Genomic DNA, 24,666 nt, shown 5'->3' on the forward strand with positions numbered 1-24,666 from the left:
TAAAACGATCTTAAAAACGATGTATGTTTTTAAAGATAAAAAAGTCAGAAATGATGTATTAAGGAAAGGTGGAAATCAAATGAAAATTATTGTAACTCCAGAGGAAATGAGAAGTAACGCAACAAATATCCGCACTGAAAAGGCTAATTTTGAACAGTGTATCAGCAGCATGCGCACAATTGTAAACAGCATGAGTGGCGTATTCGAAGGTGAGGCTGCAACAGCTTTTGTATCAAATTTCGAAAGCTACAATGCCCAGTTTACATCTTTTGGAGAACTTCTGGAAAGCTTTGCACAGAAGCTGGATACAGCTGCCAATACTATGGAAGAAACTGACGGGGGACTTGCTGCATCTATGGGACAGTAAGAAAAGGCAATTTGTGCGGGGATACGTCCTCGCACAAAGATGTGCTGAGACAGAAATGAGTGATGAAAAGAATGAAAGAACTAATACTATCTCCGGAAGAAATCTATTATATCGGAAAAGTAAGTGGCGGAAAATATCTGGATTATGATTATATTGCCGCTATGCAGGATATTGGAAAGCGGGGGAAAATAAAAGCGCAGGAAATTCTGGATGGTCTTGAAAGGAAGGGATATGCCGAGGAGGATTTCTTAGGCAATCTGGAAGTAGAGCCGGCATGTACAGAAATGCTGCAACCGGTTTATCAGGGGATGTATGAATCTGAGCTGATTTTACGGGAAGAGTCAGGAGCATCTGTACATTATAAATTTCATCATATGGAGAATAGAATTACATCTGTAGAGTGCCATGCACAGGAGTACCGCGTCAGGGCGCAGGACAAAGAAGGAATAGAAAAGATGCTGTATTCTCTTTTGGAGGAAGATGTGCATACAGAGGAAAGAGAAGCATACATTGCGATTGACCAGGCAGAAAGGAGCATCATTCTGAAAGGTACTCATATCGGAAAGGATACCTGTCTCTATTTCTATGCAGAAAAAGGTGGTTCTTTCTATGAGATAGATCCGGAACAAAAAGAAGAAACGATACTTCGCCTGGTTGAAAAGAATGTCGTTTGTGAGCAGGCAAAAAAGATTCTGATAGGAGACTGAGAAAATGGCATACAAAGATGAAAATGGAAAAATAACAATTGATGATGTCGCAGCCGGAGAGGATATCAGGAAAATCGAGCGGGCACAGTCTATCCTGCAAAATGCATTGCAGAGTCTGAGAGCAGCTCAGACAGAAGGGGCAAATTCAAAAGGTGAGACAGCCCAGGCTATTTATGATAAATCCCAGGAACTGATTAACCAGATTCAAAGGCTTGATAGTAATTTGGAGGAAACAACAAATTATATTCGCCATGTGCTTGCTGTTTATAAGGCGAAGGATGAAATGCTCAAGGAGATTATGGCAGCAGCGCAAAACATGAATTAAAGTGGAGGTATCCAACATGGCTAATATTAGAATTGACGCAGATGGATTGCAGAACAATATTTCATCTATGCGAGCCTATATAAATGAACTGGATTCTTTGAATGCACGGACACAGACGCTTATGACACAGATTGCTTCTTCCTGGGAGGGAGAGGCAAGCACGGCTTATATTAATATTATGACAGAGAGAATTCAAAAAGTAGGGCAGATGAAAGAGCTTTTACAGGAATTTATATCCTATATGGAATCTACCAGAACAAAATTTGTGTCAAGAGATCAGGAAAGTTCGTACTCTATCAGGGGATGCTAGGAGATGAGAAGATGATTATAGATGTGAATCCACAGACAATTACGGGAATCGCCCAGACGATTGCAAATGCTTATGGAGAAGTGGAAGAGGCAGCAAGAATTTTGACATCCATCACGGAACATAACAACTGGAATTGCAAAGAGAGGGATGCTATCAATGACTATACCCGTTCAAATGCCCAGGAGATTTTGAAAATCAGTGAAAAATCCGGAAATTTTGCAAATGTCATGAAGGTGGTTGCAGAGAAATTTACGACAGATGAGAAAAATATATCAGAAATGTTTACCAGCGTAGAGAGCATCATTGCCTCCATGCTTACGATCCAGCCGATCGGAAGTGGGACTACGACAAGCAATATCCCGGAGGGTGTAATGCCAATTAATAAATCAATCGGAGCAGGAGATATCAATCTTTCTTCTGTGATCGATCTGGCAAGTATGAAATTGTAGGGACAGGAGGAGAAGAATGGCATCCAGAATTATATTAGATCCAGAAACCCTGTTGGCGCAGGCTGGTGAAATGCAGAGCCTGACAGCAGAATATGAATCCCTGTTTTCGAAGGTTACGGGTACTCTGAATGACACCAACAATAATTGGAGTGAACTGTTAGCACATAATTTTGCAGGGAAAATAAGCAGCGCCCAGCAAAGCTTTGCAAGTATTACAGAGCTTCTTGCCAGTGGGGCGGCAGCAGCGAAAAACAGTGCTACAACCATGCAGTCGGTAGACCAGTCTCTTTTTAAGGTGTTCGGAGGAGAAGCTGGTGAGGGGATTATTTCCGGACAGGTACAGGGGATGACTGATGTCATAGAGGATTACAGGAAATGGGAAAAGAAATCTAAAAAAGTAAAAGCAAAAAGTAAAAAGAAAAAAGACGGTTTTTTGGATTCTTTGAAAGCAGATATGGCAGGAGTGTCGAAAGCAATTGTAAAAAAAGGAAAGAAGACTGTTGCAAAAATAAAAAAATCCTATGATGAAAAAGGATTTGTTTATAAGGCACTTCAATATGGAAAATCTGCTGTAAAAGTTGGTGCAGGTGTTGTCAAAATTGCCGGTGCGGTAGCTCTGGTAGCAGGCTCCGGTGGTGCAGCACTTCCTGTAGCTGCTTGTATTACTTTAAGTGCCTGCAATGATATTTATAATGGCATGATGGATGCAACATACACCTATACCGGTGACTATAACAAGGTTGGTAATACAAATGCATTAAAGGATTTTCTTGTAAAAAAAGGTGGAGAGACAGGAGAAATCCTCTTTGGAGATGAGAAGCTGGGAGAAAAAATGGGCAGTTGGGCTTACACAGGATTGGATGTTGTTTCTTTCTTAAATGGTGTAGATAAACTTGGAAAATCTTTTGGTAAGCTTCAAACTATAACAAGCGACACCGCAGAAACGTCAAAGGTATGGGGAGAAATTCACATGGATGACGTTATCGACAATGATCTTAAATATCTCAGCAAAGATGGAATTATTAAGACTATACTTAATATAGACCCCAACTCTGTAGCTAATTTTGGATATGACGTCGTCACAGGTACGATTAAATCTATAAAGTCAGCAGGAAAACTTGGCAATACTATAGCAGATCTGGCCGTTGGTTAGGACGAGAAAGGAAAATAAAATGGCAAAGCAATTACTACCAAATGGAAGCGTTGTAACCTTAAAAGGTGCAACAAAGAAGTTAATGACAATTGGCATTGAGGTTGAAATGGAGGGAGATGAAAAAACCTACGATTATATCGCAATTCCCTATCCGGAGGGTTATATCGATTCGGAAACCATGTTTCTCTTTATGCAGGAGGATATCGAAAATGTATCTTTCGTAGGTTTTGTAGATGCAGAAATGCAGGTTTTTCGAACTGCATTAGAAGAAACAGATGAAAACGATGCTGAGAAAGAAAGTGATTCATAGTATGATCAGCGACATTTATTTGGCACGTAATCGGAGCATAATGAGAATCTCCGCTGCCTGTAGCTGTCATATAGGAAAGCGAAGAAAAAATAACGAGGACAATTTTTTCTTTGCGGGACGCTATATGGCAAGCTGTAACAATGGACTCGGAAGTATTTTAGAGAAAAATTTTCCGCTAAAAAAGGACAGATTCTTTGCTGTTTTTGATGGCATGGGAGGCGGAGAATATGGCGAGATTGCTTCCTATATGGGTGCAAAGGCAACAGAGGAATACTTGAATGCAGGAGAAGCAGATGATATTGCAGGTAAAAAAGGCTATCTGGAAAAAATGTGTACGCATGTAAATGACAGGATATTTAAGGAAACCCTTCGTTTGGATGCGGAGATGATGGGATCTACTTTGGCAGGACTTTATTTTACAGGAAACCAGGTTTGGACTGTAAATGTGGGGGATAGCAGATGTTTTCTCCTGCGAGATGGGAAGCTTCGGCAGATTTCCGAAGATCAGACAGATGAAGCCTATATGAAAGAAAACGGTATTCAGGGACGAAAGCCTTATTTGACCCAGTATATGGGAATGAATCCGGAGGAAGTGCGCGTACTTCCCTATATGGATTGCCTGCAGACGAAAAGGGGAGATCGTTTTCTTATCTGTAGCGATGGCGTGAGTGACATGGTGCCGGTAGATTTTCTGGAAACCATGATGCAGCAAACGCAAAGTACGGCGAAGTGTGTCGATGCAATTCTCACAGCAGCGTTAGATGCAGGCGGTAAGGACAATATTACAGCAATTGTTTTGGAAATAAACAGATAGAATTACAGGAGATGTAAATGGATGAGGAGAGATATCCAGCTCTGCCCTGGCAGGGATGGAAGATTGTAAAAAGGCTGGGACGAGGCGGTTATGGCAGTGTGTATCTGGCACAGCGGAATTCGGCGGGTGTCATGGAAGATGCTGCTGTAAAGGTGATTTCTTTCCCAAAAAATGAAGAAGACATTGAAGCTGATTTTACAGATGGATATGATCTTGTCAGTGTAAGAAATAAGTATAAAAATATGCTTCACAGATACGTAGATGAGTATCAGATCATGCTGGCATTTAAAGGGCAGACCAATATTGTCAGTTGCGATGATTTTGAAGCAAAACCGCATAAAGATGGAATTGGATGGGATGTTTTTATCCGTATGGAACTGCTGACCCCATTGACTACATTGATCAAACAGTATGCAGGAATTATTCCTGAGGAAATGGTTATAAAAGTCGGAAAAGATATCTGTTCGGCGCTGATGCTTTGTGATTCTAAAAATATCGTACATAGAGATATTAAGCCGGAAAATATTATGGTATCGGAATTTGGCGATTATAAATTAGGTGATTTCGGAATTGCCAGAACTATGGATCATACAACCCAGGCAACGACAGTAGGATCAGAGCGTTATATGGCGCCGGAAGTGATTAAAAGAGAAGAATACGGAAAAGAGGTAGATATTTACAGTCTTGGACTGGTGCTTTACTGGATGCTGAATAACCGTAAGCGTCCGTTTATCGATGCGGATCATTTACCAACTCATGATGAAATTGAACTGGCACAGGCAAGGAGAGAAAAAGGGGATCCTTTGCCACGACCTAAATATGGAAGCAGGGATTTACAGAATATCGTTTTGAAAGCTTGTGCATATGCACCAAAAGACAGATTCTCTTCTGCCAGAGAAATGTACCAGGCGTTGGAGGTATTACAATCAGGTGGAAGTATACCAGAACTGCCGAAGCCTGAACCACCCGGAAAACCGAAACTGCCGGATGATGAAGGCGGGCTGCTGGGAGGATGGATTTCAGCAGAAGATGGTAAGGAGAATGGAAAGAATTTAGATGATGAGGATGAGTGGAGTTCTGTACATGTCACTGAAGAGAAAAGGAATATAGAAGAAGGACCTGCTGTTTTAGAAGGAGCTTATCCGGATGAGCAAGAACTTAAAACGATAAAGAAGGTTTTAAATATCTGCACAGTTATAATGGGAATCTGTACGTTTGGAATTGCTTTGTTATGGTGTATTCCTATCAGAAAGAAAATTCTAAACAGAATAGACAGACGAGAGCCAATCAGCGACGGATTAAAGATAGCGGCTACTATGATCGGACTTATACCGGGGCTGTTACTTCTTGTAAATGAAGATATTTAATTAAAGTGGCTGGAAAGTTGTCCAATCATAAGAGAAACAGGAAAAGAAAGGAAGAGAGAGTATGAGGAATCGAAAGGTTAAAATTTTTGCACTTGTTATGGCAGGTTGTCTGTGTTTATCTGGATTAACAGGATGCGGCGGTGGAATTAAGATGACAACTGACGATACATCGTCCAAATCAGATAGCGGATTGATGGGATCTGCAAAAAAAGAAGCAGATAAAAGTGATGATTCAGAGGCAGATTCTGCCGATAAAGAGGATAAAATAAGTGATGATATGATTGGGCGCTATGTATCCCAGGGATATGAAAATCCTTCCTTTGGATTTGCAATTAATCTCCCGGATACTTATACATTGGAAAATAGAAACAATGTCGCACTAAACGATGCGGACATTGTAGAATCTTCTAATTCAGAAGGCACTTATGATTATTTAAAATCTTTAATTTCGATGGGAAGTGCGGTAGTTTTTTCGGCAGAGGATGGGAATACATATATTGAACTGAACATTCAAAATGCAGCGGTTTTAGATAAAACAGCTACATGGGATGAAGAAAAGAAAATAGCGGAAAATTCAGTGATGACTGAGGAGGATGCTAAAAAATTGATGGGAGAAGATGCACAGGTTACTGAATTTCAAAATAATGTGGAAGAAATCACATTTTTGGGTGAGAAACATTATGCGGCACAATATACATTTAAGAACTATGATGTTTCGTATTATGGTGTGACTGTGTTTTTGGTGAATGAGCAGGATTCACAGTATATGTTAGCTGTCAATATAATTGGAGTAGATCTGAATGTAGTAGATCAGGCGGATCAGTTCTTTAGTGTATATACGGAGTAAGGTGAAGGGGAAAAAAAGAAAGGTATGAAAAAGTTTTGTGTAGTGTTTAGCCTTTTGATGTCCACAATGGTGTTTACAGCATGTGGAGCTGGCATTAAGTATAGTAGTGACAGTAATAGTAGTAATAGTAGTGGTAGTAAGCAAACTAAAAATGCAGAGCTGGTGGATTTAGGATCAGATCCGCAGGCTTATATGCTTTACGGGACCTATCGGAATGAAGAAATGTATAAAGATGATTCCGATTTGGATGATCATGCAGATGATTATGATTATATGACTTTGCAGCTTGAAGACTCAGAAGAATATGAGGTACAGGTCTTTCCGATGGAGCTACAGGCAGATACCGATTTTCTGGATTATCGAATCGGTGGAAAAACAGATAAAGAATTAAAAGAAGAGGTGGGGTTGACAGACCAGCAGATTAGCGTACTGCATGAATATTGGCAATATGATCATATACAAGCCAGATATATCGATAGAGAAAAATATTCTGAAGACGGAGAATATTCCTATTCGACAAATAATAGCTTCCAATTTGCCTATGAAGTTGTTGGAAACAAAGTCTATATGGGATTGGAAGCCATGATTACTGATGAAGCGGATGACACTAAGCCGGTAGCGTATTACGTACAGGATCGCAAAGACTGGATTGAATATTCTTATGGCTTCGATGGCTTGGATCTGATTTTGTCTAAGGATGGAAAAAGTACAAGACTTAGAGCCTTTGACATACTTAATGCGGAAAAAAAGAATGAAGGACTTTATGAATGGGGATATGCCAAAAATTCTACTTCCGGATATGATGGGATTGTTCACCTGATTTTGAGTACGGAAGAAGGTTATGATTCTTCGATTGAGTGGTCAGATGGCAGAAGGGGTGAGAATGTAACAACAAAGATTGACGGTAATCGGTTTACTCTTACCTGGGATAGTACCTATCGTTACAATTATGATCTTGGAGAATCTGAAGAAGGCGAAGGTGGAAAAATCACAGGGATTTTCCTGATTACTAACCGACCAAATGGAGGAATGGATGGAGGCTTGTCCATCTGTGTTGATGGAAAATGGTATCCTTATGTTTATGATTCCACTGCATATTGGAATGGTGAATTAAGTGATAATTTAGAGACAGATGCTGATGTGAGCAGTATGAGTGAAGATGAGCTGGGAGAGTTAAAAGAAAACCAGACAGCAGTCTCAAGCGGACTCATGGGAGCCTTCAAAGAGCAGGGACTTGATTCTACGAAGATAGACGAGTCGACGGGAACAGTACAGATGGATAATAATGTGCTTTTTGCATGGGATAAGGCAGATTTGTCAGAAGAGGGAAAGGCTTATCTGGATCAATTCCTTGCAGCCTATGTACCGGTAATATCCAGTGCGATAGAAGATGGAAAGGTATCGACAATCGTAGTGGAGGGCTATACCGATTCAGCAGGAGACGAGGCTTACAATTTAAAACTCTCTGAGGAAAGAGCAAAGACTGTTGCAGATTATATTAAAGCAGGTTATCCGGAACTTACGAATGCTATCGAGGTTGTCGGTAATGGAGCAAATAATCTGATTCTGGATGGAGAAGGAAAAGAAGACGCTGCAGCATCAAGACGTGTAGAAGTCAGATATGTCTTGAAGACAGAGTAATGATAAAAATCAAACATAAAATAATATAATAGGAAATAAGAGCAGACACATAAGGAGAAGATAAGAATGGCGGAAAAAATTGATCTTAATACACTTCCGAAGGGACTTACAAAGGAAGAATTTACAGCTTTGCCTAATTTTAAAAAGATACGTTCTTTTTTTACCTGGGCTGGTGTGGTATCTATTGGATCAGGGATATTGATTTGTTCAGAGATAGGAAAGACAGCGGAAAGCGTATTTCAGGCTGGTGGAAGTTATGATGATATGAGCCGGCTATGGGCAGTAAAGCTTAATATGTTGTTTATGATTTTTGATATTGTTATGGGAATTCTTCTGCTAAAAAAGGAAACAACAAAAATGGCGTATATTCTTGCTATAACAGAATTGGTCTATATAGTTCTGGTACTTGTATTAGGCGGGACGATAGGTATTGGGGCTATAGCCTTTTTACTTGCTTTAGTCGGTGCGATCCGGATTGATAAAAAATGGAAACAGTATCAGGAAATATCAGGTGGAAGCAATCAGTTAAACCATACTGGGAATAGTACAGCCGGAACAACACAGAACAACACATATACAGAAATTCACACATCCGAAACTGCTAATAATGGAAGCACCTGGCAGCAGGCGGAAAAAAATAATGATTTTGTATCAGCTGACAGCCCTAAAAGTCTGGAGGAAACACTGAACATTTATAAAAAAGAAAAAAGCTGGTCTGCAGAAAATGATATGATAGAGACTTTGAAGAACAGCAAAGTATGGGTTCCATACATTAGTGAAAAAAATCAGCTAGATATTCTGAAAAATGGAGAAAGATATTATCTTCCAGTGTTTACAAGTAGAGCGGAAATGAAAGAATATGGAAAGAAATTTTCTCAAAGAGAGTTACGCTTTTCTGATGTGATGGATATGGCAAAGAGATCACAATATGCATTAACAGGTCTTGTCATCAATGCGTTTACTGATTCTGTTATTTTGGACTGGAATCAGCTCGGCACGATAAATCCTGGTGGCGATGACGAAGAAGAAGAAACTATGTATACGAGATAGTTGCAAAGAAACCTTACTGATATTCAGAAGTAAAAACTGAAGATCGGTAAGGTTTTTTACTTCTGAAATTCGATGCTTTATGAATTAGAATAATTTATTGGAAAAAGTTGTCTATTGAGAGTGAAAAACTGGCTATTCGGTGGGAAAGTTGTCTTTTCAAAATATAAAGTTGGCTATTTATCATCAGGCTTATAATGAATCAATGAAAATTTCTTGAGATAGCTATTAAATTTGAGTAAGAGATAGAAGAGCAGATATTATATCTTGAAAAAAGTACGTTCCATTGGTTCCGTTGAAGTCAATAGATTCCTCTTTACTTTCCCGACACAACTGCTATAATATATCAGACAGCAAGTAAAGGCAAAACAGAGAGGAATTCTATAATGGACATTATACAAAAATTTGGTAACGCAGTGAGCAGTATGTCTCTGGAGGATCCCGGGAAGGCGCGCAGGCTTCTTCTTACAGGATACCGACTTCAGGAGAAACGACTGCTCTTTTTTTCAGATAAAAAGCTGCCCAAGTCGGGACAGTATGTAGCAAGAATTGTTATGAAAAATATCATCCAGGCACTTTCAAAGCCTGAAAATTCAGCGATGGTCAGCATCTTTGTTCCAGGAGAGCTTTTGACGGCGGCAGGGCTGACTCCGTATTCGGTAGAAGCAATGTCCTGCTTTATCGCGGGAACAAGATGTGAGCAGACATTTTTGAGAAAAACAGAAGAAGAGGGATTTCCGGAAACGATGTGCTCCTATCACAGAGTTTTCCTTGGAGCGGCACTATCCGGACTTGTGCCAAAGCCAAAATGTATGATCTACACAAATCTGGCATGTGACAGCAATATGATGACCTTTCCGTATCTGAAGCAGAAAAATATGCTTCCGGGATTTTTTATAGATGTACCATATGACAAGAACGAAGATTCTGTAAAATATGTGGCAGATCAGCTCCGGGAGTTGAAAGCATTTTTAGAAGATGTTACTGGAAAGAAGATTTCCGAAGAGGCAGTACGGCAGGCGGTCAATAACAGTAACCAGGCAGCCGCATATTATCATGAACAGCTGGCACTGCGCAAAGAACATGATCCGGTCACGAGCCTGACCAATGAGCTGTACGCGATTTTCATGTGCCACCTCATGGCGGGTTCGCAGGAGGCAGTCAAGTACACGAAATTGCTTCTGGAAGATGTGAAAAAGGCACCGAAGAGCGAAGGTCTGCATATTCTCTGGATGCATATGATGCCATTTTTGCAGGAACCGGTAAAGGATATTTTCAATTACAGTGACCAGATTCATATCAGTGCCTGTGACTTTGTGGCAGACGGATTTCAGAAGACACATTATGAAGATCCGTATGAGTCCATGGCAGAAAAGATGGTGAACTGCATTTACAATGGAAGCGTCAAGCAGAGAATCCAGAAGGCAAAAGAGCTTGCGGCGCAGACAAATGTGGATGGAGGAATCCTTTTTACACATTGGGGATGCAAAGGTACGATCGGAGCTTCCAGCCTGATCAAAGAATCGCTTGAGGAAGCAGGGATCCCAACCATGATCCTTGATGGAGATGGATGTAATCCGGCAAACAGCAGTGATGGACAGATTTCTACAAGACTTCAGGCTTATATGGAGATGCTGAAGGTAAATAAAGCAGAAAAATATGCCGCAAATCACGGAAAGGGGGCTGGGTCAGATGATACATTATGTCTGTAAATATACGCCGGTAGAGTTATTGAATGCATTTGGAGAAGAGTGTGCCGTACTGGAGGAAATGCCGGAGAACTTTGAAATGTCGGATCAGATCGCACACGCAAATCTGTGCGGCTTTGGGAAATCGGTGATTCAGGCAGTTCTGGAAGGAAAGGTCAAGCAGCTTGTACTTGTGAACTGCTGTGATTCTGCGCGGAGAGTTTATGATATTGTAGAGAGCACCGGAAAATGCAAATTTTTATATATGCTGGACCTTCCGCATGAAGATAATGAATGTGAGAAGGTAAAGTATGCACAGGCAATCATGCGCCTGAAAAAAGCATACGAAAAATTTTCCGGAAAAACAATTGATAAGGAAGCATTTTTAAATTCATTTACAGAAAATGAGACAGAAATGAAGCCATACATTGGTCTGATGGGTGTGCGTGTAACGGGTATTCTTGAAAAAATGATCCGGGATAATATTCAGATGGACGTGGACAATCTTACCTGCACCGGTGGAAGAGAGCTTGCAGTTGTTCCGGAGCAGATGAGACAGATGGATGAAGAAAAAATGTTTCTGGCTTATGCGGATGCCCTGCTTTGCCAGATCCCATGTTTCCGAATGAATAACAACACTCGGAGAAATCAGCTGTATCTGGATCCAAACCTGAAGGGAATTATTTATCATACGATCAAATTCTGTGATTATTATGGATTTGAATATGCGAGCATTAAAAAGAATATTAAAGTACCGATTCTGAAAATCGAGACGGATTTTACAAGTCAGAGCGCTGGACAGTTACTGACGAGAATCCAAGCATTTGCAGAGACGATTGAAGGATCGGAAGATATGGATCCGGGAAAAGGAATCAGTGAGGAGGCAAGAAAAAAGATGGAGTCAGGAATATATTATGTAGCAGGGATCGACAGTGGCTCTACAAGTACAGACGTTGTGATTCTGGATCAGGACGGAAAAATTAAATCTACGATGATCATTCCGACAGGCGGCGGAGCGATGATGAGTGCGGAGAAAAGTCTGGATCTTGCTGTAGAGAAGGCAGGAATTAAGAAAGAAGAAATCGTTAGAATTGTCACGACAGGATATGGACGTGCTTATATTGAAAGCGGGGATGACAGTATTACAGAGATCACCTGTCATGCCAAAGGTGCGCATTACCTGAACCCGAATGTGCGGACGGTGATCGATATCGGCGGACAGGATATCAAGGCGATCAGCATCGATGAAAATGGTGCAGTAAAGAATTTCCTGATGAATGACAAATGTGCGGCAGGAACCGGAAGGTTTCTGGAAATGATGGCACGGACTTTGGGACTTTCTCTTGAAGAGATGAGTACAAAAGGATTGGAATGGAAGGAAAATATTGTGATTTCCAGTATGTGTACGGTGTTCGCAGAGTCAGAGGTGGTATCACTTGTGGCTCAGAATAAAGATGTGGCAGATATCATCCATGGTCTGAATGTGTCGGTTGCTTCGAAAGTAGGAGCACTGGCGGCACGTCTTGGAAAAAAGAATCCGGGAGAATATATGATGACAGGCGGAGTGGCAAAGAATCCTGGAATCATCAAAGCACTGGAAGAAAAGCTGGATGCGAAATTGTATATTTGCGACGAGGCACAGCTTTGTGGTGCGCTTGGAGCTGCATTGTTTGCATATGAGAAGTGCAGTGTGTAGAGGTTGTGTTTGTAATCACCGGACATTATTTTATATTGCATAAAAAAGAGAAACCTTACCAATTTTCAGATGTAAAAACTGAAAACCGGTAAGGTTTTTTACGCATATCGCCATGCAATATGCAATTATCTTTTATTTCATTGCATCTTTAATTGCGCCAAGCAGCTCTTCATAGGTTTCATATGCCGGGATCTGCGGATAATCCGCTTTGATCTTGTCGGTTGAACGGAATAAAAATCCTGCCTTACTTGCCTGGATCATACCCAGATCGTTGTAAGAATCCCCACTTGCAATCGTTTCAAATCCGATGGATTGCAGTGCCTTTACGGTTGTTAGTTTGGAATTTTCCACACGCATCTTGAAGTCTGTGATCTCGCCGTTTTCTGCAATTTCCAGACTGTTGCAGAAAAGCGTCGGATGACCAAGCTTTTCCATGAGCGGCATTGCAAATTCGGTGAAGGTATCACTAAGAAGGATTACCTGGGTGAAGGAACGTAGCTCATCCAGGAAGTCTTTTGCGCCCGGAAGCGGATCAATCTTGGAAATTGTTTCCTGAATTTCTTTGATCCCGAGACCATGCGCTTTTAAAGTATCCAGTCTCCAACGCATCAGTTTGTTATAATCAGGTTCATCTCTTGTGGTTCTTTTCAGTTCCGGAATTCCACTTGCTTCTGCAAATGCAACCCAGATTTCCGGTACAAGTACTCCTTCGACATCCAGACAAGTAATATACATATGTTAACCCTCCTGTACTTTCTGTTTTTTGCTTTCTATCATACCATATATCTGTTTATTTTGCATTCTTTTTTGTAATTGATTAAAAATTGTGGGAGAGAAACCTGTATAAACTACATGATGGTATGGAAAACCATGTAAAGAAGTCAGCCGGGAAAAGTGCGGGTTCCATTTTGGAATGTGTGCAAACTGGAAGGATATTGACGATAAATTTTTTCAGGGACTATAATATAAGTATCTGTGGCAAAAGAGGGATGTTTCGGAATGGATCATTGAAAAAAGAAAATCTGTCGAAACATATTTTGTTTAAATTACATAAAGGAGAAAAAGGATGAATAACTTTATTTTTGAAAATAAAACGAAAGTATATTTCGGGAAAGGATGTGTCGGCGAGTATCTGCCGAAAATCGCTGCGGTGCATGGGGATAAAGTTCTGCTTGCCTATGGCGGCGGCTCGATCAAGAAAAATGGAGTTTATGAGGAAGTCATAGCGGCACTTGAAAAAGCTGGGAAAACGATCATTGAATTTCCGGGGATCATGGAAAATCCGACTTATAAGAAGGTGCTTGAAGGCACAAAGCTGGTAAAGGAAAAACAGGTGGACTGGATCCTTGCAGTCGGTGGCGGCTCGGTTATGGACTGTAGCAAGGCAATTTCCATGGCAGCGGTCAGCGAGAAAGATGTGTGGGATGAGTACTGGGCGAAGAAGGGTGTTGTGGATTTTGAACCGATGCCACTTGGCGTGATCGTAACAGCGTCCGGAACAGGCAGCGAGTGCAACGGGGGAGCAGTTATTACCAATGAAGAGGTCATGATCAAGACAGACCGGGATTATCCGAAATGCAATCCGGAATTTGCATTAATGGATCCGACTTACACTTATACTGTTCCGACAAAACAGATGGTGGCAGGAAGCTTTGATATCCTGTCTCACGTTATGGAGACTTATTTCAGTGAGCCGGACGAGGATAACGTATCAGATGATATTTCGGAAGCTCTGATGCGCGGCGTGATAACAAGTCTTCGTGCGGCATTGGTAAATCCGGAGGATTATACAGCAAGAAGTAATCTGATGTGGCTGTCTACCATGGCGGAGAACCGGATCATCAAGCTCGGCAAAAAATGTGATTTTGAATGCCATCAGATGGAGCATCAGATCAGTGCTTATATCAACTGCAGTCATGGATGTGGACTTGCTGTGCTGCATCCGGTTTATTATCGACATATCTGTCAGGCAGGCGCAAAGAAATTTACCCGGTTTGCGGAAAATGTATGGAAAATTCCGAGAAATGGACGTACCGATGAAGAGATGGCTGAAGCTGGCGTAGAGGCATTGGCTAATTTTATCAGAGAGATCGGACTTCCGACAACACTTCGGGAAGTAGGCGTGGAGAAAAAAGAGGATCTGAAAGAAATTGCGGATTCTTGTTATCTGGTGGATGGAAGTTATAAGAAGATGACACATGAGGAGATTCTGGAAATATTTCTGGAGTGCTTCTAGCTAATTGGAATGGAACTGAAAGAGATTAAAGGGATCCCTGTGCCGTAAATGGTGCAGGGATCTCTTGCTGTCGTGATCTGGTATGCAGGAAAAGATATCAGTGATAGTTTTTCTCTTTCTGGCCAGCATTTAGCTATTGTAATTCGTTAATAATTGCTTCAATGGTTGCGACATCTTCTTCCAGCATATCTGCGATTTGTTCTTTGGAATAATTTTTTTCAAGTTTCTTTTTTACCTGACTTTTTAAAAGGTCATTTTTTCCTTGAGTTTTTCCCGTCTCGATTCCAGCTTCCTCACCCTCAGCAAAGGCTTTTTGCCGTTCTATTTCTCTTTCTTCCCATGCCCGCATGAACTTCGCCTCCATTTTCTTGTTCGACCTGATCTGACAGACTTTCTGATGGAGCAATTTAATCTTCTGGCTTGTGCACGAACCCGCGACCTCATTCGTTGATTTTTCCATGTAATGAAGTAACTCTATCAGTTCCGGTGATACCATTTCAGGATGCGTGCCATGGCAGTTCAGAAAAATACGTGTTGCATCATCTTGCAGATCAAGATCTGGACATTCTTCGCATTTCATTCGGAAAGTATACTTGTAAAATTCTTTTCCGAATGGATCAAAGGGCATGATCAGAATGATAAAAGCTCGATTTAGTTTATTGAAATCAACGCTTCCAGGCGGTAGCAGATTACTGTCCAGTACCGCCTGATAGAAGCGGCTGCGTTTGGGAAGATTTTTTGTATCTTCCTTCTGCGCTTCTGTATCGTACACAGTATCATCGTCATCCCATGCATAGACATCTAATCGGACCTGCCGGTTATCCGGAAAAGTCCGTATTTCTTTTTCAGAATGTGGTGGCAATCTAAGTGGGATATCCTGCCCCAGAATAATATCCAGTACCGTTTTCATATTCTCTGAATCTTCCATTGCTTCATCGAATAAAAATCTGTCCAACAGATTAAGTTTTGAGAATTCTTTTCTTTTGTTCATTTGTTTCTCCTTTCATTAGATAAAAATGTTCCGAAAGGAGAAAGGCTATATGATTATATTAACATATGACGGGAATATGTAAAAGAGGCGATCTCAATCCGGATATTTTCAGTTGTCATTCATTGTCGGAAAAAGTTGCCGGAAACTGGCTCCGAAAATGAGATTGGGTTGAATAGATAAGGTTGCAAACAAGAAGAAGTTTGTTTGCGTATGGATATCGTAGCATAAGTCTGCTGAAACGGCAATTTCGAAAACAGTCGGAAAATTTCGTTGGGATTTCTATAGACAATATTTGCAGGCGCAGTGATCGTGGTGGCACTGCTGACCGGAAAGGTCAGAGGAAGAAAAGAATAAACAAGTAATACAGAAAAATGAGGAAAACACCGAAGTGAAAACCGGTTGTTTTCCTCATTTTTTAATAAGTTTGGAAAATTGCATTTCACAGCAGATAAAAGTTTCAGGTAGTAAAATTTCTATACTGGATGGATCTCTTGGTTAAGGTGATCTGAAGTGTTTTGAGGATTTGTTTCCTCCGAGTGTTCATTCACCGGAAGATATTCATACTTCGGAATGAAATCCCGTTTATCGTACAGTTTATAATACTGAATGAAAATACGGTCCATAACTTTTGGAATCTGACTTTCATCTGATTCAAATAAAATGATCAGATACTGCATGGCACTATACCGTGTACACACGTCAATCCTACGGATCTTGTGACGGATCGCTTCCTCCATGTATTCCAGTGCCTGTTCAATATTTTCAATATACATCATAGAATCCGGAGCGGTTTCCATTGTGACCATGACCAGGAAACAATGGTATTTATGTCGTTCTCCAAGTTGGTTGATGTACTCATAAATCTTAGAAAATTCACGGTAATTAAGATTAAGTGCTCCGGAATAGTTTCCGCTGTTGCGGAGTACTTTTGCCACAAGGGAAAGATCTTTTGCTACGCTGGAAACCGGGAATACGGTATTGCCCATCTGTTGATAGAAAAAGAAGTTGTGTTTTCCGTTTTGTTTGACATAATAGAGTGCTTTATCTGCTTTGGAAGAACACTCGTCAAAGGAATCTCCCTTGGTACACATGCAAAGTCCGGCAGAAATGGATGCAACACGGATCTCAAAATCTTTTTTCTTCTCAGAATCAAAGCGGGAAAACAGAGTTTCCATAAGCTCGGATATTTCATTTTTACCGGCATCCGGTACAAAAAGAAGGAATTCATCGCCACCAAACCTGCAGCCAACCGAATTTCCGATATGCTCGGAGAGGAGAGCTCCGAGTGCTTTCAGTGCACGGTCGCCGGCTTTATGACCGTAGATATCATTTATCTTTTTCAGATTATCCATATCCATAAAGATCAGACAGCCATTGTGTTCCTGCATCAGCTGTGCGATCATTTTCTGACCGGTATTTCGCATAGGGAGTCCGGTAAGAAGATCAAAATTTTCTGATTCCTCCTGGCTCTTCATCGTATTCATAACATTGGAAATGAAGTTGCTGATTTCAAATTCCATGCCAGGAAGAGCTGGCTCATCATCAATTTCCAGATAAGTATCTGTGATTGTCAGACGATTCTCATCCATCAGTCTGAGAAAAATATCTGCGATTTCCGGATCGAACTGAGTTCCTCTGTTTTTGCGTATTTCTTCATAAATTGTTTCTTTTGGAAGAGAATTACGGTAAATACGGCGGGAATTCATTGCGTCATAGCTGTCAGCAACAGCAACGATTCGCGCATGGATCGGAATTTCTTCCCCTTTTAGACCGTCCGGATAACCATGGCCATCATAACGCTCATGATGAGATCGGGCAACTTCGGTTACATGATTGATGATCGAAACATTTTTCAAAATCTCAGCACCAATAACCGTATGTTCCTTAATAACAGCGTACTCTTCGTTTGTCAGTCTGGATGGCTTGTTTAAAATAATATCAGGGATGCCGACTTTTCCGATATCATGCAGATGAGCTGCATGTCGGAGATTGACGATTTCAGAGCGATTCCAACCCATTTCCTGCGCAATCAGTGCAGAGTATTCCGCAACACGATGGGAGTGCCCTCTGGTGTATTCGTCCTTGGCCTCGATGGTTGTAGAGAGAGTCTGCATCATCTGTAAGGAAATTTTTTCCATCTGCCGTTTACGTTTCAAAAGCTCCTCTTTTTGACGATGCATTTCAATGGTATGCACATTCTTTATTGTATGGATAATGTTAATGAAAAGAAGGATCAACATGCTGACACCAATAAAAAGACCGGAAATCAAAACTACAAAATATGTAGAAATGGATTCGATGGCGATGGCAAGCATTGCAATGATCAGGCCAATCAGCACCAATTTGTTTTTCCGGTATTCTTTCTTTCGCATATCCAGACAGAAAGTCAGGAAAACCAGAAAGAAGGTGACTGCAAGAATCACGTGGGCGCCCGGCAGAGTTTCAATAAAATCAGCAATGCCAGTCAGATGAAGAACCAGACAGATCAAAAAGTTACCAAATGCCGCACAGCTAAGGTAAAAGTAAGGCTTTTTATAACGCCCCTGCTGAATGAGATCTGCATAAAAAAGTACCGGGATCGGAACGAGCATGATCATCACAAAGCATAAAGTCCCCAGTGCAGATGGATTCGGAACTATAAGCTGTCTGAGCTTGGATTCGCCGAGCATCCATGTAGCTCCCATGGTCATGCACCATCCAAGATATTCCATATCGAATTTTCTGTCATAGACAATTCCGAGTGCGATACTGAAAAGGATGGTAATGATACCGGCGAACAAGATAAAGAAAGCAATAATAGTCTCAAGCCCGTAAGATTCAAAAATATATTCCCAGATATCACTCTTGTCTCCGGAATAGATTTCATTGACTACACCGGAATAGTTAGAGGTATTGGTAGTCAGCTCAATACGGAGTTCTTTTCCTGCATCTGCTGCTGAAGTAGGACAGAAAACATAACAGCTGGCAGAATTTTTCCCAGTCAGTCGATGGTCTTTGGTTGTGTATTCAGTGCGAAGCACTCCGTCAATATAGAAACGGATATCCTGCAGAGAGGAACGTATAGCAAGTGAACTTTGCGTATAATTTTCAGGAAGTGTTGTGGTAATGACCATAGTTTCTTTTGCAGGAACATTGTAATGTCCGGGGATGGCAATCTGTTCTTTGCTCCCATCGGAGTGAATCCAGGTAAAAGTACCACGATATGTGATGTCGCTGGATTGGATTCTGGCATTGTGATTGTTAATTCCTGTGAATTGTATTACCAGAAACCAGATAAGTATCAGGAACATCAGAAGATAGTAAAATCCGATCTGGATTTTGCTTATTTTATAGTTTTCTTTTGTCAAAACAGAGACTCCTTATCTACAATTTTGGTCTATTTGAAGATATTATACGATGTGAGTGTCAAAAGTGAATTTTGCCACTTACTGATGTAACCGGATTGCTCCATTGCTACGCAATTCCCACAATCCTTAAACATCATTATACTATTTGCGGACAATATTTGCAATTAAAGAGAAGGAGGAATGGTGGAAAAAGACAGGTCATGGAAGTTGAGAAATACCAGAAGATAGATTATAATTTTCATAAAATATTGATACCAGGGTCAAAAGGTCAGAAAGCCGATGCAAGCTTGCTTGCAAGAGGTTTTTTGACCTCTTGACCCGCCAAAAATATGAGTAAGTAGCCATTTTTTAAAGAAAAATGAGCGGATTACGAATGTTTTTGAGGATTGCGAGAGTGCAAAGCACGTAGCAATCTGGTATCAAAGGGGTCAAAATACCTTTTGACCCAAACATCAAAATATTTTGTGTATGAAAGGGAACGTAAAATGGTAAAATTAAGCACACTTTGTTATATTGAACAGGATGGAAAATATCTGATGCTTCACCGGACTGTCAAAGAAAATGATATCAATAAAGACAAGTGGATCGGAGTAGGCGGTCATTTTGAAAAAGGGGAAAGCCCGGAGGAATGTCTTCTTCGTGAGGTATGGGAAGAGACGGGATACACGCTGACATCCTGGAGATATCGTGGGATTGTAACCTTTGTATATGGCGAAGATGTAGTAGAATATATGTCGCTTTATACGGCAGATGGTTTTACAGGAACGCCGATTGCGTGTGATGAAGGAGAACTGGAATGGGTAGAAAAGTCTAAGATCGGAGAACTGGAATTGTGGGAAGGGGATCGGATCTTTTTTGAACTCCTTGAAAATAAGCAGCCGTTTTTCTCATTAAAGCTTGTATATAACACAGATGATGTTCTGGAATATGCAGCGTTAGATGGAAAAGAGATGAAAGATTTCAGAAGAAAAGAGTGTTAAAGTGGAATGTCGAATAGTGTGAAAAAGTTACGAAAGTAATGTTTTGGCATGGAATGTTGAGTCTGCTCATTTGGATAGTGTATGATGATAAAGATTCTCATTAAATGAAGGGGGAAAAGAGAATGTATAGTGAGTTGACAAAGATGGAAGGGAAAAGGATTGTAATCCGCACATTCGGTTATTTTGATATTTTTGTGGATGGGGAAACGATTCCTTTTTCATGTAAGAAAGCCAAAGAACTGTTGGCACTTCTGGTTGACAGAAGAGGAGGATTTGTGACGACGGGGGATGCGATCAGTTATTTATGGGAGGATGAATGTACAGAAAAAAGAATAAAAGATAAATTCCGCAAAGTGGTAAAAGAACTTCGGAGAACGTTAAATGCATACGGAATCGAAAGAGTCCTGCACCGGGTAAATCAGGAGAGCCGTATCCGCACAGAGCATGTGGAGTGTGATCTGTATGACTACCTGGAGGATGAGGAAAAACATAAAAAGCTGTTCAAAGGAGTGTATATGACGAATTACAGCTGGGCGGAAAACACTTTGGGAACTTTGTTGAATCAAAAAGAATAATGGGGAATATAGCAAAAATCGGGAGACTGTTATCAGACAGCCTCCCGATTTTTTTGAAGAGATTTTATTGGACTACACATTCTTTGTACAGTTTTTTGATTGTGAATGTCTGCTGTAAAAGGAATAAAAAATGAATGGTTCAAAAGATTTTGTAAAAGAAACGAAAAAAGGATGAAAAAGAAACGGTTTTTGGACGGAAAAGAAACGGAAATCGGTTGTATGGATGTGTAAAATGAGGAAAGGATCCAAAAATAAAAAGAAAGAGAGGAAAAAGAATGAGACAATTGAGACGGCTGTTATCCGTTTTGGTAATGGCAGTAACGATCGTGGGGATGTCGATGACGGCATTTGCACAGGAAAGTGTATCGGGGGCAGGAGGTAATGGCAGTATTACGATTGAGAATGCATCAAAAGGGATTGTATATTCTATCTATAAAGTATTTGATGCAAAAGTGAATGCGGAAGGGACTTCAGTAGCGTATAGTACAAAAAATTTTGTAGATAATCCGTATTTTGAGAAAGATTTGGTAGGAAACATATCGGCGAAAAAAGAAGCATATAAAACAGATTCTAACGAACAGCTTTCAGAAGGTGCAATTGAATGGATTAAGGAGAATGGAACAAAGATATGCAGTGAAACATCCGATGGCTCTATATTAAAAATCACCGGTCTTCCATACGGCTACTATTATGTCACCAGCACTTTAAAAGATGGCGGTATGATCATGGTAACGAGTGTCGCAAAAGACGCGCAGATCGTGGACAAAAACAGTAAGGAGCCGCAGTGGACTCCGGGGAATGACGGGAATGCCGGAGGGAAAAGTATTGTACTTGACGATGGTAAACAGGTAAAGGAAAATAATGTCAGTATCGGTGAAACAGTTCATTTCCGTTTACAGATCAACACCTCGAATTATGTTGCAGACAAGCAGATCAAGGAATTCATCATTGAAGATACTCTTCCGACCGGATTTGATGCAGCAAAGATCACATCTGTGATGATTGAAGAAGAACCGCTGGAACAGTTTGAAAATACAACTTTCCCGGTTACGATCCCTTGGGCAGCGGATGAAGGAGAAAATGGCTGGAAAAATCTTTATGATACCGGGGCAAAAATTACCATTGATTATACGGCTGTGTTAAACGATAAAGCAGTGATCGACGGTGAAGGAAATAAGAACAGTGCCAGATTTTCATGGAATTATACGACAGAGGAACCGGGAAAAAGCTCGATAGAGGACTCTACAACAACAGATACCTATGCGGTTGTGATCCAGAAGGTCAATGAAAAAGGAGAGGCACTTACCGGAGTGGAATTTGAAGTGCCGTTCCCGGTTCAGGCAGAAGAAGAAAGCGGTGTGTATACTGTAAAAGGCGGACAGACCGGAACCGGAAAGGTGAAAGCCGGAAGTGATGGAGCTGTGGTGATCAAAGGTCTGAAGATGGGTGATTACAGAGTTACAGAAACAAAAGCACCAGAAGGATATAACAAGCTGACGGAGTCATTTCTGGTAAGTGCCGAAAAGATCAGGGCGACAAGGACGGACGCCAGTACATATCTTGATGAAAACGGAAATGTTACAGAAAGTGAGACTGAGACAAAAGTAACTTATACAAATGCAGATTTTGCAGCAAAGGTAAAAGTTGTTGTAAATAAATCAGGAAAACTTCTTCCGGGGACAGGTGGAACAGGTGAAATGATCTTTACGGTCAGTGGAGTACTGATTGCAATTGTTGCAGGAATTGTCCTGTTGAATACAAAAAGACGAAAACGAATTGTATGATAGTGAATGAGCCGGAACGAAGGGGAAGATTTTTCTTTTTTATATGGACAGGAATCCTTCTTGTGGGAATCGCGGTCATGCTCTATCCAAAAGTCGGAAAGATCTGGAATGCCGGTCGGCAAAGCAGGGTGGTAGATGGATATGAAAGGTCAGTGGAGAAGCTGGATGCCAGGAAGGAAGAGGAAATGATCGCACAGACAAGAGCGTATAATGTGATGCTTCTGGAACAGAATAACCCAGTGCCGAATGACAAAAATGCTGATAGTTATGGAGCACTTTTGAATATGACATCTGACGGTGTGATGGGATATCTGGAAATTCCGGCAATCCGGTTGAAACTTCCGATTTACCATGGAACGGGTGATTTTGCAATCTGCAATGGCGCAGGACATGTGGAAGGAAGCAGTTTCCCGATAGGCGGAAAGGGAACACATGCGGTGCTTTCTTCCCACAGAGGACTGCCGGGGGCGAAACTTTTCTCGGATCTGGATAAGCTGAAGGTGGGAGACTATTTTACAATTACAGTGCTCCGGCAGACGATTTTCTATCAAATCGATCGGATCGATATTGTAGAACCGGAGGAAACGGGACTGCTTGCCCTGGATAAGGAGAAGGATTACTGCACATTACTGACATGTACGCCTTACGGTATCAATACCAAACGGCTTCTGGTGCGGGGCGTACGCTGTGAGGTGACGGAGAGAGCGGAGCCGATCCGGACAGGCGAGAAGACGTATCGGGGATGGTACGCTGTGATCGGACTGAATCTGTTTGTGGCAGGCGTGATCTTGTGCTGGAAAAGGAAGAAAAAAAGAAGAGGATAAATATAAATGAGGGGGATAAAAATGCAGACAGTATTTGCTGAAAAAACAGAAGACCGGTCGCTGGATGATAACAGACATATCGGGGAGCTTTTCTTTATCCGGATGTACTGGGAAAAAGGGAGGATTCCGTCTGGAAATATTCTGTACTGGAAGGATGCCAAAAGAGAGGATGCACAGATCAATTTCACAGGATTTGACGGGCTTTTGCTGTATCTGGATGAAACTTGCGAGCAGAATGGTGTATTACTGAGGAAAGCACAGGTCAGAAGAAATCAGAAAAGAAGACGGTATCTTGAAGCGGGAAAGGAACTGGAGTTGGTAAAAAAATCGGAGCATGCAGCTGTTTTCTGGTTAAAAGTAATGGGACGGGAGTTCGCATCTTTTCAGGGGATAGTGCATATCTGGGGAAGAGATTATCCGTACCGGAGCGGATTTGAACTGATTATACTGCTGAAAGATATTGTAGGATTTACAGAGAGAAGGAGTGTAAGGAAAAATTGGAAGGCAGAGAGAAACTGACGATAAAGGATTGTGAAGTTCTGAAAGACATATTATAATGACATAAGAAACTACAGACAAGAAGAACAGGAGATGCAGACAATGGAATTATGGGATATTTATGATGCAGATAAGAAACCAACAGGAAGAACGATGAAGCGCAATGACTGGTGTCTGAAGAACGGGGAGTATCACCTTACTGTTCTTGGCGTTGTAGCAAGACCGGACGGGGAATTTCTGATCACTAAAAGGGTAATGACGAAAGCCTGGGCACCGGGCTGGTGGGAGGTATCCGGCGGTGCTGCGCAGGCGGGAGAAGCGTCTTACGATGCTGTATTAAGAGAAGTCAGAGAAGAAACAGGACTGGATGTAAGCCGGGCAGACGGAGGTTATCTTTTCACTTACAAGAGAGAGAATCCGGGGGAAGGAGATAATTATTTCGTAGATGTGTATCGTTTTGTGATGGATATTGATGAAAAAGATCTCCATCTTCAGGCGGCAGAGACAGATGGTTATATGTTTGCAACATTAGATGAAATTAAGGCATTTGCGGCAGAAGGAAAGTTTCTGCATTATGACAGTATAAAGAAAGCATTTGAGATGTAAGTAAAATAAAAATCGGATTATCGGGGAAATGACAGATCGCCTGATAATCCGATTTTTTATAAAACAGAAACTCTGAAAAATATGCAATACATAGCGAGTATCTG

24 protein-coding genes are annotated in these 24,666 nt (G+C 41.1%); 21 read left to right on the top strand and 3 right to left on the bottom strand.

The genetic code is table 11. The features are described from left to right. Positions 1-79 precede the first annotated feature (79 nt). The 14 genes from PGY05_RS03180 (at position 80) to PGY05_RS03245 (ending at position 12,721) form a co-directional block, all read left to right on the top strand. Positions 80-367: a WXG100 family type VII secretion target gene (locus PGY05_RS03180; protein ID WP_044998562.1), complete on the top strand. Its 288-nt coding sequence runs from the start codon at positions 80-82 to the stop codon at positions 365-367. 71 nt (positions 368-438) lie between these two features. Next, entirely contained in the window at positions 439-1,074 is a 636-nt protein-coding gene (locus PGY05_RS03185) for a hypothetical protein (protein ID WP_055247993.1), read from the top strand. Positions 1,075-1,078: 4 nt separating this feature from the next. After that, positions 1,079-1,399 carry a hypothetical protein gene (locus PGY05_RS03190; protein WP_008368736.1) on the top strand — a complete coding sequence of 107 codons (321 nt, stop codon included), beginning with the start codon at positions 1,079-1,081 and terminating at the stop codon, positions 1,397-1,399. Between the two features lie 16 nt (positions 1,400-1,415). After that, the gene (locus PGY05_RS03195; protein ID WP_270475339.1) at positions 1,416-1,709 is read left to right on the top strand and encodes a WXG100 family type VII secretion target; all 294 of its coding nucleotides are present in this window, start codon (positions 1,416-1,418) and stop codon (positions 1,707-1,709) included. Positions 1,710-1,720: 11 nt separating this feature from the next. Further along, entirely contained in the window at positions 1,721-2,158 is a 438-nt protein-coding gene (locus PGY05_RS03200; protein WP_270475340.1) for a hypothetical protein, read from the top strand. 16 nt (positions 2,159-2,174) lie between these two features. Then, positions 2,175-3,311 (top strand): WXG100 family type VII secretion target, encoded by a 1,137-nt coding sequence (locus tag PGY05_RS03205; RefSeq protein ID WP_270475341.1) that lies wholly within the window; start codon positions 2,175-2,177, stop codon positions 3,309-3,311. A gap of 19 nt (positions 3,312-3,330) precedes the next feature. Then, on the top strand, positions 3,331-3,621 hold the full coding sequence (locus tag PGY05_RS03210; RefSeq protein WP_008368726.1) for a DUF4176 domain-containing protein: 291 nt from the start codon (positions 3,331-3,333) through the stop codon (positions 3,619-3,621). A 124-nt stretch (positions 3,622-3,745) separates the two neighbouring features. Further along, positions 3,746-4,435 (top strand): PP2C family protein-serine/threonine phosphatase, encoded by a 690-nt coding sequence (locus tag PGY05_RS03215; RefSeq protein WP_270475342.1) that lies wholly within the window; start codon positions 3,746-3,748, stop codon positions 4,433-4,435. Positions 4,436-4,452: 17 nt separating this feature from the next. Then, complete coding sequence (locus tag PGY05_RS03220) at positions 4,453-5,802, top strand: serine/threonine-protein kinase (protein ID WP_055155506.1); 1,350 nt, start codon at positions 4,453-4,455, stop codon at positions 5,800-5,802. A 61-nt stretch (positions 5,803-5,863) separates the two neighbouring features. Further along, positions 5,864-6,649, top strand: a complete 786-nt coding sequence (locus tag PGY05_RS03225) for a hypothetical protein (RefSeq protein WP_055155505.1) — start codon at positions 5,864-5,866, stop codon at positions 6,647-6,649. A gap of 162 nt (positions 6,650-6,811) precedes the next feature. Further along, positions 6,812-8,290, top strand: a complete 1,479-nt coding sequence (locus tag PGY05_RS03230; RefSeq protein WP_270475343.1) for an OmpA family protein — start codon at positions 6,812-6,814, stop codon at positions 8,288-8,290. 66 nt (positions 8,291-8,356) lie between these two features. After that, positions 8,357-9,340 (top strand): SseB family protein, encoded by a 984-nt coding sequence (locus PGY05_RS03235; RefSeq protein ID WP_270475344.1) that lies wholly within the window; start codon positions 8,357-8,359, stop codon positions 9,338-9,340. A 383-nt stretch (positions 9,341-9,723) separates the two neighbouring features. After that, positions 9,724-11,049 carry a 2-hydroxyacyl-CoA dehydratase subunit D gene (locus PGY05_RS03240; protein ID WP_117836350.1) on the top strand — a complete coding sequence of 442 codons (1,326 nt, stop codon included), beginning with the start codon at positions 9,724-9,726 and terminating at the stop codon, positions 11,047-11,049. Further along, complete coding sequence (locus PGY05_RS03245) at positions 11,030-12,721, top strand: acyl-CoA dehydratase activase (RefSeq protein WP_270475345.1); 1,692 nt, start codon at positions 11,030-11,032, stop codon at positions 12,719-12,721. Before PGY05_RS03240 ends, PGY05_RS03245 begins: the two co-directional genes overlap by 20 nt. A gap of 132 nt (positions 12,722-12,853) precedes the next feature. Here PGY05_RS03245 and thrH read toward each other — a convergent pair whose 3' ends face one another. After that, the gene (gene thrH / locus PGY05_RS03250; protein WP_008368697.1) at positions 12,854-13,456 is read right to left on the bottom strand and encodes a bifunctional phosphoserine phosphatase/homoserine phosphotransferase ThrH; all 603 of its coding nucleotides are present in this window, start codon (positions 13,454-13,456) and stop codon (positions 12,854-12,856) included. A 331-nt stretch (positions 13,457-13,787) separates the two neighbouring features. Here thrH and PGY05_RS03255 point away from each other — a divergent pair, with 331 nt between their 5' ends. After that, positions 13,788-14,957 carry an iron-containing alcohol dehydrogenase gene (locus PGY05_RS03255; protein WP_270475346.1) on the top strand — a complete coding sequence of 390 codons (1,170 nt, stop codon included), beginning with the start codon at positions 13,788-13,790 and terminating at the stop codon, positions 14,955-14,957. Between the two features lie 133 nt (positions 14,958-15,090). Here PGY05_RS03255 and PGY05_RS03260 read toward each other — a convergent pair whose 3' ends face one another. Beyond that, positions 15,091-15,948: an Rpn family recombination-promoting nuclease/putative transposase gene (locus tag PGY05_RS03260; protein WP_270475347.1), complete on the bottom strand. Its 858-nt coding sequence runs from the start codon at positions 15,946-15,948 to the stop codon at positions 15,091-15,093. 473 nt (positions 15,949-16,421) lie between these two features. Further along, positions 16,422-19,295 (bottom strand): HD domain-containing phosphohydrolase, encoded by a 2,874-nt coding sequence (locus PGY05_RS03265; protein ID WP_270475348.1) that lies wholly within the window; start codon positions 19,293-19,295, stop codon positions 16,422-16,424. 485 nt (positions 19,296-19,780) lie between these two features. On the opposite strand from PGY05_RS03265, the gene PGY05_RS03270 reads away from it, so the two are divergent. From PGY05_RS03270 to PGY05_RS03295, 6 genes are all read left to right on the top strand, one after another. Beyond that, the gene (locus tag PGY05_RS03270; RefSeq protein WP_270475349.1) at positions 19,781-20,275 is read left to right on the top strand and encodes an NUDIX hydrolase; all 495 of its coding nucleotides are present in this window, start codon (positions 19,781-19,783) and stop codon (positions 20,273-20,275) included. A 122-nt stretch (positions 20,276-20,397) separates the two neighbouring features. Next, positions 20,398-20,850 carry an AfsR/SARP family transcriptional regulator gene (locus PGY05_RS03275; protein ID WP_055155495.1) on the top strand — a complete coding sequence of 151 codons (453 nt, stop codon included), beginning with the start codon at positions 20,398-20,400 and terminating at the stop codon, positions 20,848-20,850. A 275-nt stretch (positions 20,851-21,125) separates the two neighbouring features. Further along, positions 21,126-22,634: a SpaA isopeptide-forming pilin-related protein gene (locus PGY05_RS03280; protein WP_270475350.1), complete on the top strand. Its 1,509-nt coding sequence runs from the start codon at positions 21,126-21,128 to the stop codon at positions 22,632-22,634. Next, complete coding sequence (locus PGY05_RS03285; RefSeq protein ID WP_270475351.1) at positions 22,631-23,458, top strand: class C sortase; 828 nt, start codon at positions 22,631-22,633, stop codon at positions 23,456-23,458. The genes PGY05_RS03280 and PGY05_RS03285 overlap by 4 nt, the downstream gene beginning before the upstream one ends. Positions 23,459-23,479: 21 nt before the next feature. After that, on the top strand, positions 23,480-23,977 hold the full coding sequence (locus tag PGY05_RS03290) for a hypothetical protein (RefSeq protein ID WP_117557271.1): 498 nt from the start codon (positions 23,480-23,482) through the stop codon (positions 23,975-23,977). An 81-nt stretch (positions 23,978-24,058) separates the two neighbouring features. After that, positions 24,059-24,562: an NUDIX hydrolase gene (locus PGY05_RS03295; RefSeq protein WP_270246517.1), complete on the top strand. Its 504-nt coding sequence runs from the start codon at positions 24,059-24,061 to the stop codon at positions 24,560-24,562. Positions 24,563-24,666 lie beyond the last annotated feature (104 nt).

Source organism: Coprococcus sp. AF51-11b1 (assembly GCF_027682785.1).
Taxonomy (GTDB): domain Bacteria; phylum Bacillota; class Clostridia; order Lachnospirales; family Lachnospiraceae; genus Allocoprococcus; species Allocoprococcus comes.

What these genes read in the sequence shown, in the direction of transcription:
- PGY05_RS03180 (WP_044998562.1), top strand. Translation starts at nt 80, where the DNA reads ATGAAAATTATTGTAACTCCAGAGGAAATGAGAAGTAACGCAACAAAT.
- PGY05_RS03185 (WP_055247993.1), top strand. Translation starts at nt 439, where the DNA reads ATGAAAGAACTAATACTATCTCCGGAAGAAATCTATTATATCGGAAAA.
- PGY05_RS03190 (WP_008368736.1), top strand. Translation starts at nt 1,079, where the DNA reads ATGGCATACAAAGATGAAAATGGAAAAATAACAATTGATGATGTCGCA.
- PGY05_RS03195 (WP_270475339.1), top strand. Translation starts at nt 1,416, where the DNA reads ATGGCTAATATTAGAATTGACGCAGATGGATTGCAGAACAATATTTCA.
- PGY05_RS03200 (WP_270475340.1), top strand. Translation starts at nt 1,721, where the DNA reads ATGATTATAGATGTGAATCCACAGACAATTACGGGAATCGCCCAGACG.
- PGY05_RS03205 (WP_270475341.1), top strand. Translation starts at nt 2,175, where the DNA reads ATGGCATCCAGAATTATATTAGATCCAGAAACCCTGTTGGCGCAGGCT.
- PGY05_RS03210 (WP_008368726.1), top strand. Translation starts at nt 3,331, where the DNA reads ATGGCAAAGCAATTACTACCAAATGGAAGCGTTGTAACCTTAAAAGGT.
- PGY05_RS03215 (WP_270475342.1), top strand. Translation starts at nt 3,746, where the DNA reads ATGGCAAGCTGTAACAATGGACTCGGAAGTATTTTAGAGAAAAATTTT.
- PGY05_RS03220 (WP_055155506.1), top strand. Translation starts at nt 4,453, where the DNA reads ATGGATGAGGAGAGATATCCAGCTCTGCCCTGGCAGGGATGGAAGATT.
- PGY05_RS03225 (WP_055155505.1), top strand. Translation starts at nt 5,864, where the DNA reads ATGAGGAATCGAAAGGTTAAAATTTTTGCACTTGTTATGGCAGGTTGT.
- PGY05_RS03235 (WP_270475344.1), top strand. Translation starts at nt 8,357, where the DNA reads ATGGCGGAAAAAATTGATCTTAATACACTTCCGAAGGGACTTACAAAG.
- PGY05_RS03240 (WP_117836350.1), top strand. Translation starts at nt 9,724, where the DNA reads ATGGACATTATACAAAAATTTGGTAACGCAGTGAGCAGTATGTCTCTG.
- PGY05_RS03245 (WP_270475345.1), top strand. Translation starts at nt 11,030, where the DNA reads ATGATACATTATGTCTGTAAATATACGCCGGTAGAGTTATTGAATGCA.
- thrH (WP_008368697.1), bottom strand. Translation starts at nt 13,456, where the DNA reads ATGTATATTACTTGTCTGGATGTCGAAGGAGTACTTGTACCGGAAATC.
- PGY05_RS03255 (WP_270475346.1), top strand. Translation starts at nt 13,788, where the DNA reads ATGAATAACTTTATTTTTGAAAATAAAACGAAAGTATATTTCGGGAAA.
- PGY05_RS03260 (WP_270475347.1), bottom strand. Translation starts at nt 15,948, where the DNA reads ATGAACAAAAGAAAAGAATTCTCAAAACTTAATCTGTTGGACAGATTT.
- PGY05_RS03270 (WP_270475349.1), top strand. Translation starts at nt 19,781, where the DNA reads ATGGTAAAATTAAGCACACTTTGTTATATTGAACAGGATGGAAAATAT.
- PGY05_RS03275 (WP_055155495.1), top strand. Translation starts at nt 20,398, where the DNA reads ATGTATAGTGAGTTGACAAAGATGGAAGGGAAAAGGATTGTAATCCGC.
- PGY05_RS03280 (WP_270475350.1), top strand. Translation starts at nt 21,126, where the DNA reads ATGAGACAATTGAGACGGCTGTTATCCGTTTTGGTAATGGCAGTAACG.
- PGY05_RS03285 (WP_270475351.1), top strand. Translation starts at nt 22,631, where the DNA reads ATGATAGTGAATGAGCCGGAACGAAGGGGAAGATTTTTCTTTTTTATA.
- PGY05_RS03290 (WP_117557271.1), top strand. Translation starts at nt 23,480, where the DNA reads ATGCAGACAGTATTTGCTGAAAAAACAGAAGACCGGTCGCTGGATGAT.
- PGY05_RS03295 (WP_270246517.1), top strand. Translation starts at nt 24,059, where the DNA reads ATGGAATTATGGGATATTTATGATGCAGATAAGAAACCAACAGGAAGA.